Consider the following 14,737-nt stretch of genomic DNA (forward strand, 5'->3'; position numbering starts at 1 on the left):
AAGGTAACCATCGAAACTTAACTCAAGCTGAATGAACCGCTCTAGATCAAGGGTTTCATTGATATCAAAACGCGACTATCCCTACAGTAACGATGTACCTCACCGGATCAGTCTATAACAGTGCCATCTGTCTACCCGGTGGACAGAACGCCGTGCAATCGAGGTTATACCCCTCCCGACGATCCAGGCCCAGGCGCTTGAGCGCCTTGCTGAACCGCTGTGCCAACAGGTCTGCAAAGGGCCCCTCGCCACGCATGCGCACGCCGAACCGACTGTCGTACACCTCACCCCCGCGCACCTGGCGCACCAGGCTCATCACGTGGGCCGCGCGCTGCGGGTAATGTGCCGCCAGCCACTCCTCGAACAGCGGCGCCACCTCCAGCGGCAGGCGCAGCATCATGTAGGCCGCACTTTGCGCCCCGGCAGCGTGGGCTTCGGTGAGCAGGTTTTCCAGCTCGCTGTCGTTGATCATCGGAATCATCGGCGAGCACAGCACACCCACCGGAATGCCTGCCTCACGCATCACGCGAATGGCCCGCAGACGCGCCTTGGGCGCCGCCGCGCGCGGTTCGAGGATGCGCTTGAGTTCGTCGTCCAGACTGGTGAGGCTGATCATCACCGCCACCAGCCGTTGCCGGGCCAGTTCGGTGAGCAGGTCGAGGTCGCGCAGTATCAGTGAGCCTTTGGTGATGATGGTCACCGGGTGCCGATAGCGCAGCAGCACTTCCAGGGTTTGCCGGGTGATTTTGTACTCGCGCTCGATGGGCTGGTACGGGTCGGTATTGGAACCCAGGTTGATCGGCGCACACACATAGCCGGGCCTGGACAGTTGCTGCTCGAGTACCTCGGCGGCATTGCTCTTGGCGATCAGGCGGGTTTCGAAATCCAGCCCCGGCGACATGTCCCAATAGGCATGGCTGGGCCGCGCATAGCAGTAGATGCAGCCATGCTCGCAGCCGCGATACGGGTTGATCGAACGATCAAACGGCAGATCCGGCGAGTTGTTGCGCGTGATGATGGTTTTGGCCGTTTCGATGCGCACTTCGGTGCCCTGGGTCTGCGGCACTTCCTGATGCCAGCCGTCGTCTTCAGCCACGCTGACGGTGGGCGCAAAGCGGTTGTGCAGATTGGTGGCCGTGCCCCGGCCACGGGGCGGCAGCGCAGTCGTCATGAAAATGCCTCGATACTGTTTTTATGTACAGTATCGAGACACAAGCGTTATGACCAGTGCCGTCCGGCGGTCAGTGCTTTTGCGTGACCTGCCCCAGGTCATCGCCCGAGGTGCTGCGCATATCGCTCTTGCGCAGGTCGGCCACCTCGCTGGCGCTGATCGGCGTGCCTTTATTGCCCCAGCTGCCACGAATGAAACTGACAACGTCCGCCACTTCCTGATCCGACAAACGCCAGGCAAACGCCGGCATGGTGAAGGTCGATGGCGCCGCGTGGGTGGCTGGCAACGTACCGCCGTTCAACACGATGTTGATCAACGACGTGGCATCCGCCGTCTGCAGCACCGGATTGCCTGCCAGCGCAGGGAACACTCGCGTGTAGCCATGGCCATCGGTACGGTGGCAAGCCGCGCAATTGTCGATGTACACCGACGCGCCCGGCTTACTGTCATCGCCCTTCCACAGCGCCTCGGCCACCTGTTTGTCGTACTGATGCGGCTGGTCCTTGGGATCGACCGCAGGCAGGCTCTTGAGGTAACGGGCGATAGCGGTCAGGTCGTCTTCAGACATGTACTGCATGCTGTGGACGACAACGTCACTCATGCCGCCAAACACCGCGCTGCGGTCACTGCGACCGGTCTTGAGAAACTGCACCAGTTGCTCTTCGCTCCAGCTGCCGAGGCCGTCCTTGTGATCGCCGCGCAGGCTCTTGGCGATCCAGCCTTCCAGCGGCGCGCTACCGGACAGGAACGCGTTGCCATCGGCAGCGCTCAGGGCTTTTTCCTGCATGGTCAGCGCACGCGGCGTATGGCACGCGCCGCAGTGACCGAGGCCTTCCACCAGATAGGCGCCACGGCTGATCACCGGATCGGCACCCGCCGGCGCCTGGTAATCCGCCACCTCAGGCGCAAACATCCAGCGCCACGCCGCCAATGGCCAGCGCATGCTCAGGGGCCAGGGAATGTCGCTGTCGCGGTTTTCCTGGGCCACCGGCTCCACGCCTTTCATGAAATACGCGTACAACGCCTGCATGTCGCTTTCGCTGACACGCGCGTAAGACGGGTAGGGCATCGCCGGGTACAGCGTACTACCGCTCTTGGCGACACCATGGCGTACGGCCTTGTCGAAGTCTTCGAAGCTGTAGTCGCCCAGGCCTGTTTTATCCGGGGTGATGTTGGTGGAATAGATCACGCCGATGGGCGTTTCCATCGGCAGGCCGCCGGCGAACGGCTTGCCGTCCTTGGCGGTGTGGCAGGCCACGCAGTCACCGGCACGGGCCAGGTATTCGCCCTGCTTGATCAGATCGGTTTCGGCAGCGCTCACCGAGCAACTGCTGAACAGCGCCAGGGTCGCGATAACAAATGCTTTCATGGTCATCGCTCCTTATGCCTGAACCAACGGGCCGGGGTTTTTCAGGTACTGCTCGCGGATCGCCCGGGCCGACCAGTAGGTCAACGCGGCCACCAGGCCGGTAGGGTTGTAGCCCAGACCTTGTGGGAAAGCGGACGCGCCGGGGACAAACACATTGTGTACATCCCAGCTCTGCAGATAGCGGTTCAACGCGCTGGTCTTCGGGTCGGTGCCCATGATCGCGCCGCCGTTGAGGTGGGTGGTCTGGTAGGCCGCCGTATTGAAATGCTCGCCGACTTTCTTGCCGAGCAGGGCAATCGACTTGGGGTTCATCGCTTCGGCGACCTTGCTCATTTTCTCGACCATGAAGCGGTTCATCTTGATGTCGTTTTCCTGCCAGTCGAACGTCATCCGCAGCAAGGGCAGGCCGTAGGCATCGCGGTATACCGGGTCCAGATCGAGGTAGTTGCCCCGGTAGGATTGATGGGCGCCGTGAGCATCCATCGACACCTGATGGGTGTAGTAGTCGGCGGTAGCGCGCTTCCACGCACTGCCCCAGGCCGGAGTGCCCGGGGGGTTGGACGTGCCGGCAATCGGCCGGCTGCCCGCCTGGTTGACCCACATCGGCGAGCCGCCGACAAAACCATGGGGGCCATGGTCGAAGTTGTCCGCGTTGAAATCATCAATGGCCACGCCATTGCCACCCGCACCGATAAAGTTATTGGTGTGGGTGTCCTTGTCGAAAAACGCCTTGATGGTGGCCATGTTCTGGTAGGCGAAGTTGCGGCCCACCACGCCCTCGTTGGTGATCGGGTCGTAGGGCTTGCCGATGCCCGACAGCAGCATCAGCCGCACGTTGTGGAACTGGAAGGCACCGAGGATCACCAGGTCCGCCGGCTGCTCGCACTCGCGGCCCTGGGCGTCGATGTAGGTCACGCCGGTGGCTTTGCTTTTGGTGCTGTCGAGATTGACCTTGAGCACGTGGGAATTGGGCCGCAACTCAAAGTTGGGCACCTGGCGCAACGCCGGCAGGATGTTCACGTTTGGCGATGCCTTGGAATACATGTAGCAGACGTAGCCGCTACAGAATCCGCAGAAGTTGCACGGCCCCATCTGCGCGCCATAGGGGTTGGTGTAAGGCCCCGAGGTATTGGCCGACGGCAGGTTGTAGGGCTTGTAACCGACCTCGGCAGCCGCTTTCTGAAACAGCTGTGCGGAGACGGTGTTTTTCTGCGATTGCAACGGGAACGGATTGGAGCGGTCCGGCGCATACGGGTTGCCGCCACGCCCTTCGCCCACCAACTGACCGTTGACGGTCCAGGCCTGGCCGGAGGTGCCGAAGACTTTCTCCGCATAATCGAAAAACGGCTCCAGCTCTTCGTAGCTGACGCCGAAATCCTGGATGGTCATGTCCTTGGGAATGAAGTGTTTGCCGTAGCGCTCCTCGTAATGGCTGCGCATGCGCAACTCGATGGGGTCGACGCGAAAATGCACGCCCGACCAGTGCAGGCCCGCACCGCCGACGCCGTTGCCTGGCAGGAAGGCGCCAAGCTGGCGGTTGGGCAGGGCGACGTCATTCACGCTGTGGCGAATGGTCACCGTCTCCTTGGAAATGTCCTGGAAGAGTTTTTTACGCACGCTGTAGGTCAGTTCGTCGATGACCTGGGGATAGTTGCCGTCCGGGTAAGTGTCCTGCATCGGACCGCGCTCCAGCGCTACCACGTTCAGGCCCGCTTCCGTCAGTTCCTTGGCCATGATTGCACCGGTCCAGCCGAAGCCGACGATCACTGCATCGACTTTCTTCATGATGGTCGCCACGTTTATGCCCTCTCGCCACGGATGGAAACAGCCGGGAAGGGGTATTGCTCGTTGCGTTCCACCCAATCCATGAAGTCGGCGCGGGCGCCGGGGAAGCCGATCATGGTCCAGCCGACCATGCCTTTGTTGCCGCCGTGGATCGGGTCGCAGAAGAACCCTTCCTTGGTGTTTTGCAGCAGCAGGTTGAAGAACATCTTTGGCGGCACTGCCCCAAAATGCGCAGAAACTTCACCGCCGCCTGCTTCGAGGCGCCGAAGCATATCGTCTCGGGTAGCGCTGTCTTGCGCAGCAAAAGCTTTACCGTTGAACGCCTTCGACCAGGCATCCGTGGCGGCAATGCCCAGGCGATAGATCTCCCGGGGCACCAACTTGCTCTGCCAGCCCATCTCCGGCGCGGCGTCGGCATTGAATGGGCCTTGCATGAACCACAGGGCTCCGCTGGCGTAAGGCGTGTTCATCTGGCGGTCGATGTATTCCGGCGCACCGGCTTCCAAAGCACCTGGACCCTGCGCATCGGCAGGAATCAGGCGCTCGACGGCGGCGTTGATAAACGCCCACTCTTCGGCCGTGAAATAACTCGGCTCGTAGGCTTTGTCGCTGGCTACAGACTTGGCAGACGCGGCCTGCACAGGCTCGGGCGTGGCCATCAGCATCGAGCCGCCAAGGCCGGTACTGGCAACCGTGACCACCGGGATCAAGGTCAAGGATTTGCGCAAAAAATCACGCCGGGGGTTGTCTTGATCTTGATCAGACATGGGTGCACCTCATCATGTGGTCACGGGTTTGGCCACCGCTTCTGGAGAGCGGCTCGGGCAATCATTGGTTACAAATGATAGCAGGCTAAGCATCCGTAGACCTCGTTAAGCGCCGAACAAAAAAATGTGGGAGGGGGCTTGCTCCCGATAGCGTCGTGTCAGTCAGCCTGTCTTTCAGCTGATCCACCGCCATCGGGGGCAAGCCGCCTCCCACATGTTGAGTCGGGTACGAGGGTTTTAGTCTTTCTTCAACTTGGGGTTGGGAAAGAACTGCACCGCCTGCACCTTGGGGTCGGCCGGCGCTTTGAGCGCCGAGGTATTGACCCGCGTGCCCAATTCCCTGGGCACCGACAAGCCCTGGTCATTCAACGTGTCGGTATACCCGCAGGCCACGCATTCGCGGTGCGGCACGTCGTCTTCGGTCCACATTTTCAGCTTGTCCGGCTCGCTGCACGCCGGGCAGACCGCCCCGGCGATAAACTGCTTCTTGGTGATCACCGTCATGCTGCTGCGTCCTCACTCAGGCCGCTGTGGCGCAGGAGCGCATCGATGGTCGGCGCGCGCCCACGGAAGTCGACGAACAGCACCATCGGTGCCTGGGAACCACCGCGCGCCAGGATCGCCTCGCGGAAGGCGCGTCCGGTGTCGGCGTTGAGCACGCCGTCTTCTTCGAATTTGGAGAACGCATCCGCCGACAGCACTTCAGCCCACTTGTAGCTGTAGTACCCCGCCGCGTAACCGCCGGCGAAGATGTGCGCAAAGCTATTGGGGAAACGGTTGTAGGCCGGCGGACGCATCACCGAGACCTCGTCACGCACACCTTCGAGCACCTGCGCGACACTGCGGCCATCGCCGTGGGTAGCGTGCATTTCGAAGTCGAACAGCGAGAACTCCAGCTGACGCACCATCATCAGGCCGGATTGGAAGTTCTTCGCCGCCAGCATTTTTTCCAGCAGGTCCTGAGGCAGCGGCTCGCCGGTCTCGTAATGACCGGAGATCAGCGCCAGGCCTTCGGGCTCCCAGCACCAGTTCTCCATGAATTGGCTCGGCAACTCCACCGCATCCCAGGCCACGCCGTTGATGCCGGACACGCCGGCATGCTCGACGCGGGTCAGCAGGTGGTGCAGGCCATGGCCGAATTCGTGGAACAGGGTGGTGACTTCATCGTGGGTCAGCAGCGCAGGCTTGCCGCTGTCGGCCGGGGTGAAATTGCACACCAGGTTGGCCACCGGGCTTTGCAGCACGCCGTCGAGGGTGCGGCGACGGTCGCGCGCGCCGTCCATCCAGGCGCCGCCACGCTTGTTGGCGCGGGCGTACAGGTCGAAGAAGAAACGCCCGACGTGCTGGCCGTTTTCCTTGATTTCGAACAGGCGCACGTCCGGGTGCCAGGTGTCGAAGCCTTTCTGCTCGGCGATCTCGATGCCATACAGGCGCTGCACAATGGCAAACAGGCCGCTCAGCACCTTGTCGATCGGGAAGTACGCACGCAGGGCTTCCTGGGACACGCTGTAGCGTTGCTCGCGCAGTTTTTCGCCGTAGAAACCGCTGTCCCAGCTTTGCAGGTCGGCGCAGCCCTGTTCGGCGGCGTAAGCCTTGAGCTGTTGCAGGTCCTGGGCGGCAAACGGTTTACTGCGCTTGGCCAGGTCACGCAGGAAGCTCAGCACCTGGTCGCTGGACTCGGCCATCTTGGTGGCCAGGCTCAGCTCGGCGAACGACGCAAAACCCAACAGCTGGGCCAGTTCCTGACGCAGATCGAGGATCTGTTCCATCACCGGGCCGTTATCGTTCTGACCGGCATTCGGGCCCTGGTCCGACGCCCGCGTGCAGTACGCGGCGTAGACTTCTTCGCGCAGGGCGCGGTCGTGGGCGTAAGTCATTACCGCGTAATAACTGGGAAATTCCAGGGTGATCAACCAGCCGTCGAGGCCTTTGGCCTGGGCAGCGGCGGCCATTTGCGCCTTGGCCGAGTCGGTCAGGCCGGCGAGGGTGGCTTCATCGGTAACGTGCTTGGTCCAGGCCTGGGTGGCGTCCAACAGTTGGTTGGAAAACTTGCTACCCAGCTCCGAGAGCTTGCTTTGCACTTCGGCGTAGCGCTTCTGCTGTTCTGGCGGCAGGTCGATACCCGACAGGCGGAAATCGCGCAGGGAATGCTCCAGAATGGTTTTTTGTGCCACGTCGAAACCGGCGGCTTCCGGGCTGTTGGCCAGGGCTTCGAAGGCCTGGAACAGCGCGCGGTTCTGGCCCATCTCGGTGGAATAAGCGCTCAACGCCGGCAGGCAGCTTTCGTATGCTTCGCGCAGCTCGGCGCTGTTGCACACGGCGTTCAGGTGGCTGACCGGGCTCCAGGCGGCGCCCAGGCGGTCATTCAGTTCGTCCATCGCCAGGACCAGGCCTGCCCAGGTAGGGTTTTTACCCTGGCTTTGCAGGATGCCTTCGATGGCAACGCGGTTGTCGGCGAGGATCTGTTCGATGGCCGGTTGCACGTGCTCGGCACGGATCGCTGAGAACGGCGGCAGGTCGTAGGACTGCAGAAGCGGGTTGTTCGCGCTCACGGTGGGCACCTTGGCTGAAGAAAACGGATAAGACAAAGATGGGGCCATCTTAATTACAATCAACACCCACCGCAGCTATCAGCACACAAGAGAGAGGCTATCGTGACCCTTCGCACCTATCAGAACCACACGCCAACCCTCGGCGCCGGGGCTTTTGTCGATATTTCGGCGGTGGTGATCGGCGATGTCGAAATCGGCACCGACAGCTCGGTCTGGCCGCTGACCGTGATTCGCGGCGACATGCACCGCATCCGCATCGGCGCGCGCACCAGCGTGCAGGACGGCTGTGTGCTGCACATCACCCACGCCGGGCCGTTCAACCCGGACGGCTTCCCGTTGCTGATCGGCGACGATGTGACCGTCGCCCACAAAGTCATGCTGCATGGCTGCCGCGTCGGCAACCGGGTGTTGATCGGCATGGGCAGCATCGTGATGGATGGCGCCGTGGTGGAGGACGACGTGATCATCGGCGCCGGCAGCCTGGTGCCGCCGGGCAAGACCCTCGACAGTGGCTTTTTGTACGTGGGCAGCCCGGTCAAACAGGTCCGCGCGTTGACGGACAAGGAGCGCGCGTTTTTCACCTACAGCGCCGCCAACTACGTGAAGCTCAAGGACCTGCACCTGGCAGAGGGGTTCGACCAATGAGCCTGCGTTACTCCACCGTACTGTTCGATCTCGACGGCACCCTCACCGACCCGCGCGAAGGCATCACGCGCTCGATTCAATATGCCCTTGGCAAACTGGGGATTGATGAGCCGGACCTGACCCGGCTTGAACACTTCATCGGCCCGCCGTTGCTGCAGGCGTTCATGCAGTTCTACGGCTTCGACGAAGCCAAGGCCTGGCAGGCGGTGAATTTCTACCGCGAGCGCTTCAAGGTCACCGGGCTGTATGAAAATCGCGTATTTGACGGCGTGATGCCGTTGCTGGAAGCGCTGAACCAGCAGGGACGCCAGCTTTACGTGGCCACCTCCAAACCGTGGGAATTTGCCCGGGAAATTGCGCGACACTTCGACTTTGCCAGGCACTTCAAGGTGATCTACGGCAGCGAACTGGACGGCACGCGCACCGACAAGGTCGAGCTGATTGCGCACCTGATGCGCGAAGAAAGCCTGGACCCGGCGGCAACCCTGATGATCGGTGATCGCAAACATGACCTGATTGGCGCGCGCCGCAACGGGCTGGATTCGGCAGCGGTGGGGTATGGGTTCGGCAGTTTTGAAGAGCTGAATGCCGAGGCGCCGACCTGGCATTTCGAGACGCTGGATGAGATGCATCAGGGGTTTTTGCAGCGCTTTTGAGCCGCTATCGGGAGCAAGCCCCCTCCCACATTTTGACCTGTGAACACCCGGCTAATGTGGGAGGGGCTTGCTCCCGATGAGGCCAGCACTGGCAACACCCTCCAACTGCCTGAGCGCCGCCTTGCGCTGCGCCACCGGCAACCCACCCAGTCTCTCGACCGCCGCATAAAACTTCACCCAGTCCCCAGCTTGCTGCCTGAACAACCCGGCAAACGCCGGCACCCACTGGTCATACAGGCCGAAGGGCAGCAACCGCGCGTTGTTCAGCGGCTGGTCGATCCACGCGTCATAACGCTTGTCGCCTGCCCATTGGCTGTCGCGCATCTGCCGATACTGGCTGCGCAAACGCTCGAACTCCGCCGCCTTGGCCTGGCGCATCGCATCGACGGCCAGGGGCTGTGTGTAGAGCGTTTCCAGGCGCGTGCGGGTGTCGAGAACCAACCGGATAAACTGGTCACGCTGCTGCGACGCCGCCTGGCTGAGCGGCGCCAGCCCTCTGGCGGCACGCCATTGGCGGGTGCCTTCCTGCTCGACGAAGGTGGCAAATGACTCGTTGAATTCGGTGTCGTCCTTCACATAGAAACGCTGGTGCGCCAGTTCATGGAAGATCAACGTGGCCAGGCGCTCGTCGCCCCAGCTCATCATCGAACTCATGATCGGGTCATTGAACCAGCCCAGGGTGGAATAGGCCTCGACGCCACCGATGGCGACATCCAGGCCCTGTTGCCGCAACAACGCCGCCTCGCCGCGCGCCGCGCCCTGGTTGTAGTAGCCGCGATAGGCCACGCACCCGGCGATAGGGAAGCAGTGGTTCTGCGGTGACAGGGAAAATTCCTGCGTGGCGAAGACATTCCACACCACATACGGTCGGTGGATGTCGGCGTACAGCCGGTAACTCTGATTGTCCGGCAGGTGCAGGTGCTCGCTGGCAAATGTGCGGGCTTTCTGGGATTGAGCGAGGTGGTCACGCAAGACCTGGGGTCGGAACGGGTCGGCAATCACGGCGGCCACCGGCTCCCGTGCGCGCAGCAATTGCCACTGGCCGTCGGCCAATTGGCTGTAATAACCAACGCTGGAACAACCACCAAGCAACACGAGCAGCACTGCGGGAAATAAACGCCTGACCATGCGGTGGCTGCTCCTGGAAGTGGGGCCGCCAGACTATCGCGCTTGAAGGTGATTTTTCCACGCGATGACGTGTTTATACTCAAACTTCGTCCCGCGTTGAGTTCCTGCCATGCGCCAGCTTCTGATTCCCGCCGCCGCCCTGTTGCTCAGCGCCTGCGCGTTGACGCCCTTGCCGGCCGTCGACCCGCAGCAGGCCTGGGTCGATTTCACCACGCCCACGCCCGGCGCCAAACTGGTGATGGCGGAGCGTCTGGACGGGGAGAAACTCAATGACGGTCGCTTCTTCCAAATGCCCCCCGGCCCTCACGAGCTGATGGTGCGCTTTGATTTTGAAGTGCCCGCCGGTGGCGGATTGGGCGGCCTCAGCCAGATGATGTACCGCACGTGTTTCATGACGCTGCAGTACGACCACTTCCAGGCCGGCCAGCGCTACGTGCTGGAAGGGCGCTCGCTGGCGTTCACGCCAAACATCCGCCTGTATGACCCGGCACGTCAGTTGCTGGCCGAAGAGCGCAGCGTGAACTGCCTCTGATCAGTCGTTGTTTTTCTGATAGAGGATGCGCTTGGTGCCGTTTTCGCACGAACCGACAATCATGGCGCTGTCGTGATTCCTGGCTTCTTCGGCAGTGATGATTTCCAGGGTGTAGGACGGAATCGCCTTGGCCTGGATATTCACTTCGATCTCTTTTCTAAGCTCTTCACAATCTTTTGGTGCGGCCACAGCCGACGTGGCCAACGCACCGCAGATGATTGCCAAGGCAAAACGTTTCATGTGTGTAGCTCCCTGAATGCATGCGCACGGGTGTGCGCCTAGGCTGCATAGGCTATAGGACCACATTTGCGAAACGGGAGTTCTGATTTAACGCACAACTGAACGTGTGGAAAAATGAGGGAGGGCTTACCCCTCCCACATTGAAGCGGCTGCATCAGTTAACGAGCGTGCCGTCCAGGGTAATGGTGGCGTTCAACAGCTTCGACACCGGGCACCCTTCCTTGGCCTTCTTGCTCAGCTCATCAAACTGCGCCTGGCTGGCGCCGGGGATTTTGGCCTTCAGCACCAGGTGCACCGCAGTAATGGCGAAGCCGCCTTCAACCTGATCCAGGGTCACTTCTGCCTGGGTGTCGATGCTGTCAGCCTTGAGGCCAGCGTCGCCAAGAATCATGGAAAACGCCATGGAGAAACAACCGGCGTGGGCGGCACCGATCAGTTCTTCAGGGTTGGTGCCCTTGCCGCCTTCGAAACGGGCCTTGAAGCCGTAGGGCGCTTCGCGAAGTACGCCGGTTTCCGTGGAGATGGAACCCAGGCCAGTCTTCAGATCACCTTCCCAATGCGCGGATGCTTTTTTAACGATACTCATAGCGGTTTCCTCGAACGGTGGTTTTACGTCGTCAAGGATTCTGAGGTTAGACGGCGCGGCAAAGTTCATCTTGTCGGAAAAACCTAGCGAATTAGTAGGAAATTTCCTAGCCTGCTATTGAATCTCGGGTATATGCCCTCATTTCACAGAGCATGCACATGAAGCGGCAGGTTTGGTTCGTCTTGAAAGCCTGCGCCCCTATTGGAGAAGCAGGCTTATGAAATCGCTGTCCGACGTAAAGTTCTCGACCCTCGACCTGGTACCCGTGCGCGCCGATGGCAGCCCGGCGCAGTCGCTGCGCAACTCCTTGGACTTGGCCCAGCACGTGGAAAAATTCGGCTACAACCGTTTCTGGGTGGCCGAGCACCACAACATGGACGGCATCGCCAGCTCGGCCACCTCGGTATTGCTCGGCTACCTGGCCGGGGGCACCTCGACCATCCGCGTCGGCTCCGGCGGCGTGATGCTGCCCAACCACGCACCGCTGGTGATCGCCGAACAGTTCGGCACCCTCGAAAGCCTCTACCCTGGCCGCATCGATCTGGGCCTGGGCCGCGCGCCCGGCTCCGACCAGATGACCGCCCGCGCCCTGCGCCGTGAGCGCTCCGGCAGTGCGGATGACTTCCCGCAGGACGTGGCCGAACTGATGGCCTACCTCGGCCCACGCACCCCCGATCAGCGCGTGATCGCCGTGCCCGGCACCGGCACCCATGTGCCGGTATGGCTGCTTGGTTCAAGCCTGTTCAGCGCACAACTGGCCGGTGAGCGCGGTTTGCCCTACGCCTTCGCCTCCCATTTCGCACCGCGCCTGATGCACGAGGCGGTGCGCGTCTACCGCAATCACTTCCAGCCTTCAGCCGTGCTGGACAAGCCCTACGTGATGCTCGGCATTCCGCTGGTGGCTGCTGACACCGACGAACAGGCCGAGTACCTGGCCACCTCGATGTATCAACGCATCCTCGCGTTGATGCGCGGGCAGAGCCTGGTGCAGCGCGCACCGGTAAACACCATGGATGGCCTGTGGCTGCCCCACGAAAAAGACGCGGTCGGCAGCTTCCTCGGCCTGGCCATGGTCGGCGGCCCGGCGAAAATCCGCGCCAGGCTGGAGGTGCTGATCGAGCAGACCGGCGCCGACGAGCTGATCTTCACCAGCGACCTGTACGAGCATGCCGATCGGATTCATTCCTACGAGCTGCTGGCGCAAGTGATGAAGGGCTGAACCTCAGGCATAAAAAAACCGACGCACCTGCGTCGGTTTTTTATGTCTGGAGCACGGGATTAACCGCGCTTGTAGACGATTTCCTTGGTGCCGCCTTCACAGCTGCCAATCACTTTGGCATCGGCCGCTGCGCCTTTCTCGACGACATCCAGCGAGTAATGCTGAACGCCTTTAGCGTCAAGCTTCGCTGCGAGTTCGCTTTTCAGCTCATCACAAGGCTTGCCCGCCGCCAGAGCTGTGCCTGCAATGCTCAACAAACCTACTGCCAACAGAAACTTTTTCATCCGTTACTTCCTTGCGCTGATCAAATTGAGCGTGCCGACGCCTATGGCGTCGGCACCCAATGTGTGTAGCGCAGGTTATGGCAATCGGCCAGCGAGCAAAGTTCAACTCACCCGATTAACTACTGGCAATACGGAATCCCACCTTGAGGGTGACCTGATAATGGGCAACCTTGCCGTTCTCGATATGACCACGGGTTTCAGTCACCTCGAACCACTCCAAGTGCGTCAGGCTTTTGCTGGCTTCAGCCAATGCGTTGTTGATCGCATCTTCAATGCTGGTGGTGGACGAACCCACCAGTTCGACTTTCTTGTAGGTGTGATTACTCATGGCGTTTCTCCTAAAGGTCGTCAATCAAGACTAGCAGTGAATGTTCTTACTGCTTCAGGCGACCATTCGCAGGAGAAAGTTCAGAATTACTGCACTTTCTGAAACGGGCGCAGTCGGTATCTACACACGCCACTCAATCACTTTCAGGAGAGTTCACATGGCCAACACTTCTTTACGCAAAGCGTCGCTGGAAAGCATGGAAGCCGAGATTTCGAGCCTGCTCAAATCCCTTGAGAGCCTCAAGGATGACGCGTCCGATGAGTCGCGCAAAACACTGAAGGCCTTGAAAAGCAATGCCGAGAACGCCCTCAAGCACTCTCGCCACCTGATCACCGATGCCTACGAAGAAAGCAAGGTCAAACTGCGCGAAACCGGCGTTGCTACCCGTGACTACGCACAAGAGCACCCATGGACTACTGCCGGTGTTGCCGTCGGTGCACTGGGCCTGCTGGCAGCCTACCTGCTGTGCAAACGCGGTGACTAATACGTGGTCTGGCGCGCCAGCTCAGCCTTGAGCCACTGCGCCAATTGCCCTGCGCGCCCGTCTGCGGCGCGCTTGGGCAGCCACAACGCCAGGTGCGCCGGGGTTTCACTGAAACCCCATGGCGCCACCAGCCGACCCGCACGCAGGTCCTCTGCCACCAGCGGCTGCGGTGCAATCGCCACCCCAAGTCCCGCCACTGCTGCTTCCAGCAAATAATACAAATGCTCAAACCCCTGGCCGAGTTTCAACGTGCCGGGCTCGATGCCGTGTGGCTGCGCCCAACTGGGCCAGGCTTGCGGGCGCGAGGTGGTGTGCAACAGCGGTTCGCCACACAAGGCAGAAGCCGGGGCCTGGCGCAGTCTTTCGTAACCGGCGAAACGCGGGCTCATGACCGGCCCGATGCGTTCGCTGGCCAGCTCGAACACCTGCATGTCGGCCGGCCATGGTGGTTCGGCAAACACCAGCAGGGCGTCGAGACCCGGTCGACGCGGATCGAGATCGCCATCACCCGCCGAGAGGTGCAGACGCAGGTCTGGCAGATCGGCATTCAAGCGGCCCAGGCGCGGGATCAGCCAGCGCGCGAGCAAGCTGCCCGAACAACCCAGCACGAAGGGTGCGTCGGCGCTGTGGCGGGTCAATTCGTTGCACACATCCCTGAGCCGTTCGAAGGCCTCGGCACTCACATCACGCAGCCGTACGCCTGCATCTGTGAGTTTAAGGCCACGACCTTCCTTGACGAACAGGCTGACGCCCAGGTGTTCTTCAAGCACTTTGAGCTGGCGACTCACCGCACCGTGGGTCACATGCAGCTGCTCGGCTGCCTGGCTGACGCTGTTTAGCCGCGCTGCGGCTTCAAACGCGCGCAAGGCATTGAGCGGTGGGAGGTCTCGGCTCATCTGTGAGTTTTCCTGACAGGTTGCGGCGATCTTATCGGTTTTCAGCCTGGAGCGTGAGGGGTAGAGTGGACCTCATTGCATCTCTCACCCCCTAT

Annotated in this window: 17 protein-coding genes; 5 read left to right on the forward strand and 12 right to left on the reverse strand. The window is 61.2% G+C overall.

What is annotated here, in order from left to right:
* Positions 1-112: 112 nt before the first annotated feature.
* The 6 genes from LUB09_RS07170 to prlC form a co-directional block, all read right to left on the reverse strand.
* On the reverse strand, positions 113-1,171 hold the full coding sequence (locus tag LUB09_RS07170; RefSeq protein WP_209986826.1) for a PA0069 family radical SAM protein: 1,059 nt from the start codon (positions 1,169-1,171) through the stop codon (positions 113-115).
* 70 nt (positions 1,172-1,241) lie between these two features.
* Positions 1,242-2,540, reverse strand: coding sequence for a c-type cytochrome (locus LUB09_RS07175; RefSeq protein WP_231422183.1), 1,299 nt, complete (start codon positions 2,538-2,540; stop codon positions 1,242-1,244).
* A gap of 12 nt (positions 2,541-2,552) precedes the next feature.
* Entirely contained in the window at positions 2,553-4,337 is a 1,785-nt protein-coding gene (locus tag LUB09_RS07180; RefSeq protein WP_209986820.1) for a GMC family oxidoreductase, read from the reverse strand.
* Between the two features lie 2 nt (positions 4,338-4,339).
* Positions 4,340-5,092: a gluconate 2-dehydrogenase subunit 3 family protein gene (locus LUB09_RS07185; protein ID WP_231422185.1), complete on the reverse strand. Its 753-nt coding sequence runs from the start codon at positions 5,090-5,092 to the stop codon at positions 4,340-4,342.
* 237 nt (positions 5,093-5,329) lie between these two features.
* Positions 5,330-5,596, reverse strand: a complete 267-nt coding sequence (locus tag LUB09_RS07190; RefSeq protein ID WP_231422187.1) for a YheV family putative zinc ribbon protein — start codon at positions 5,594-5,596, stop codon at positions 5,330-5,332.
* The gene (gene prlC, locus LUB09_RS07195) at positions 5,593-7,644 is read right to left on the reverse strand and encodes an oligopeptidase A (RefSeq protein WP_231422189.1); all 2,052 of its coding nucleotides are present in this window, start codon (positions 7,642-7,644) and stop codon (positions 5,593-5,595) included. The genes LUB09_RS07190 and prlC overlap by 4 nt, the downstream gene beginning before the upstream one ends.
* 102 nt (positions 7,645-7,746) lie before the next feature.
* Here prlC and LUB09_RS07200 point away from each other — a divergent pair, with 102 nt between their 5' ends.
* A complete protein-coding gene (locus tag LUB09_RS07200; RefSeq protein ID WP_209986807.1) occupies positions 7,747-8,289 on the forward strand; it encodes a gamma carbonic anhydrase family protein in 543 nt (180 codons plus the stop codon).
* Positions 8,286-8,945 carry an HAD family hydrolase gene (locus LUB09_RS07205; protein WP_209986803.1) on the forward strand — a complete coding sequence of 220 codons (660 nt, stop codon included), beginning with the start codon at positions 8,286-8,288 and terminating at the stop codon, positions 8,943-8,945. Before LUB09_RS07200 ends, LUB09_RS07205 begins: the two co-directional genes overlap by 4 nt.
* Positions 8,946-8,996: 51 nt before the next feature.
* Here the strand turns inward: LUB09_RS07205 and LUB09_RS07210 are convergent, their stop codons facing one another.
* Positions 8,997-10,073, reverse strand: a complete 1,077-nt coding sequence (locus tag LUB09_RS07210) for an aminopeptidase (protein WP_231422191.1) — start codon at positions 10,071-10,073, stop codon at positions 8,997-8,999.
* 109 nt (positions 10,074-10,182) lie between these two features.
* On the opposite strand from LUB09_RS07210, the gene LUB09_RS07215 reads away from it, so the two are divergent.
* Positions 10,183-10,605: a PA0061/PA0062 family lipoprotein gene (locus LUB09_RS07215; RefSeq protein ID WP_057006204.1), complete on the forward strand. Its 423-nt coding sequence runs from the start codon at positions 10,183-10,185 to the stop codon at positions 10,603-10,605.
* Here the strand turns inward: LUB09_RS07215 and LUB09_RS07220 are convergent, their stop codons facing one another.
* Positions 10,606-10,845 (reverse strand): DUF1161 domain-containing protein, encoded by a 240-nt coding sequence (locus tag LUB09_RS07220; RefSeq protein ID WP_209986793.1) that lies wholly within the window; start codon positions 10,843-10,845, stop codon positions 10,606-10,608.
* A gap of 154 nt (positions 10,846-10,999) precedes the next feature.
* Entirely contained in the window at positions 11,000-11,431 is a 432-nt protein-coding gene (locus LUB09_RS07225) for an OsmC family protein (protein WP_057006206.1), read from the reverse strand.
* Between the two features lie 217 nt (positions 11,432-11,648).
* Between LUB09_RS07225 and LUB09_RS07230 the strand changes: the two genes are divergently transcribed.
* Positions 11,649-12,650 carry an LLM class flavin-dependent oxidoreductase gene (locus LUB09_RS07230; protein WP_231422192.1) on the forward strand — a complete coding sequence of 334 codons (1,002 nt, stop codon included), beginning with the start codon at positions 11,649-11,651 and terminating at the stop codon, positions 12,648-12,650.
* A gap of 59 nt (positions 12,651-12,709) precedes the next feature.
* On the opposite strand, the gene LUB09_RS07235 is transcribed toward LUB09_RS07230, so the two are convergent.
* Together LUB09_RS07235 and LUB09_RS07240 are read right to left on the reverse strand one after the other, a co-directional pair.
* Positions 12,710-12,934, reverse strand: a complete 225-nt coding sequence (locus LUB09_RS07235; protein ID WP_231422194.1) for a DUF1161 domain-containing protein — start codon at positions 12,932-12,934, stop codon at positions 12,710-12,712.
* 115 nt (positions 12,935-13,049) lie between these two features.
* Entirely contained in the window at positions 13,050-13,262 is a 213-nt protein-coding gene (locus tag LUB09_RS07240; protein ID WP_003233668.1) for a dodecin, read from the reverse strand.
* A 157-nt stretch (positions 13,263-13,419) separates the two neighbouring features.
* Here LUB09_RS07240 and LUB09_RS07245 point away from each other — a divergent pair, with 157 nt between their 5' ends.
* Positions 13,420-13,746 (forward strand): DUF883 family protein, encoded by a 327-nt coding sequence (locus tag LUB09_RS07245; protein WP_034101663.1) that lies wholly within the window; start codon positions 13,420-13,422, stop codon positions 13,744-13,746.
* Here the strand turns inward: LUB09_RS07245 and LUB09_RS07250 are convergent.
* Positions 13,743-14,642, reverse strand: a complete 900-nt coding sequence (locus tag LUB09_RS07250) for a LysR family transcriptional regulator (protein ID WP_231422196.1) — start codon at positions 14,640-14,642, stop codon at positions 13,743-13,745. The two genes, LUB09_RS07245 and LUB09_RS07250, sit on opposite strands and share 4 nt — an antisense overlap.
* Positions 14,643-14,737 lie beyond the last annotated feature (95 nt).

This window comes from Pseudomonas sp. Leaf59, assembly GCF_920984685.1.
In the GTDB taxonomy this organism is placed as follows: Bacteria; Pseudomonadota; Gammaproteobacteria; order Pseudomonadales; family Pseudomonadaceae; genus Aquipseudomonas.

Bases quoted from the DNA above. Each gene is read 5' to 3' on its own strand.
- LUB09_RS07210 (WP_231422191.1), bottom strand. From the start codon at position 10,073: ATGGTCAGGCGTTTATTTCCCGCAGTGCTGCTCGTGTTGCTTGGTGGT.
- LUB09_RS07170 (WP_209986826.1), bottom strand. From the start codon at position 1,171: ATGACGACTGCGCTGCCGCCCCGTGGCCGGGGCACGGCCACCAATCTG.
- LUB09_RS07215 (WP_057006204.1), top strand. From the start codon at position 10,183: ATGCGCCAGCTTCTGATTCCCGCCGCCGCCCTGTTGCTCAGCGCCTGC.
- LUB09_RS07230 (WP_231422192.1), top strand. From the start codon at position 11,649: ATGAAATCGCTGTCCGACGTAAAGTTCTCGACCCTCGACCTGGTACCC.
- LUB09_RS07175 (WP_231422183.1), bottom strand. From the start codon at position 2,540: ATGAAAGCATTTGTTATCGCGACCCTGGCGCTGTTCAGCAGTTGCTCG.
- LUB09_RS07235 (WP_231422194.1), bottom strand. From the start codon at position 12,934: ATGAAAAAGTTTCTGTTGGCAGTAGGTTTGTTGAGCATTGCAGGCACA.
- LUB09_RS07190 (WP_231422187.1), bottom strand. From the start codon at position 5,596: ATGACGGTGATCACCAAGAAGCAGTTTATCGCCGGGGCGGTCTGCCCG.
- LUB09_RS07205 (WP_209986803.1), top strand. From the start codon at position 8,286: ATGAGCCTGCGTTACTCCACCGTACTGTTCGATCTCGACGGCACCCTC.
- LUB09_RS07185 (WP_231422185.1), bottom strand. From the start codon at position 5,092: ATGTCTGATCAAGATCAAGACAACCCCCGGCGTGATTTTTTGCGCAAA.
- LUB09_RS07225 (WP_057006206.1), bottom strand. From the start codon at position 11,431: ATGAGTATCGTTAAAAAAGCATCCGCGCATTGGGAAGGTGATCTGAAG.
- LUB09_RS07245 (WP_034101663.1), top strand. From the start codon at position 13,420: ATGGCCAACACTTCTTTACGCAAAGCGTCGCTGGAAAGCATGGAAGCC.
- LUB09_RS07220 (WP_209986793.1), bottom strand. From the start codon at position 10,845: ATGAAACGTTTTGCCTTGGCAATCATCTGCGGTGCGTTGGCCACGTCG.
- LUB09_RS07250 (WP_231422196.1), bottom strand. From the start codon at position 14,642: ATGAGCCGAGACCTCCCACCGCTCAATGCCTTGCGCGCGTTTGAAGCC.
- LUB09_RS07240 (WP_003233668.1), bottom strand. From the start codon at position 13,262: ATGAGTAATCACACCTACAAGAAAGTCGAACTGGTGGGTTCGTCCACC.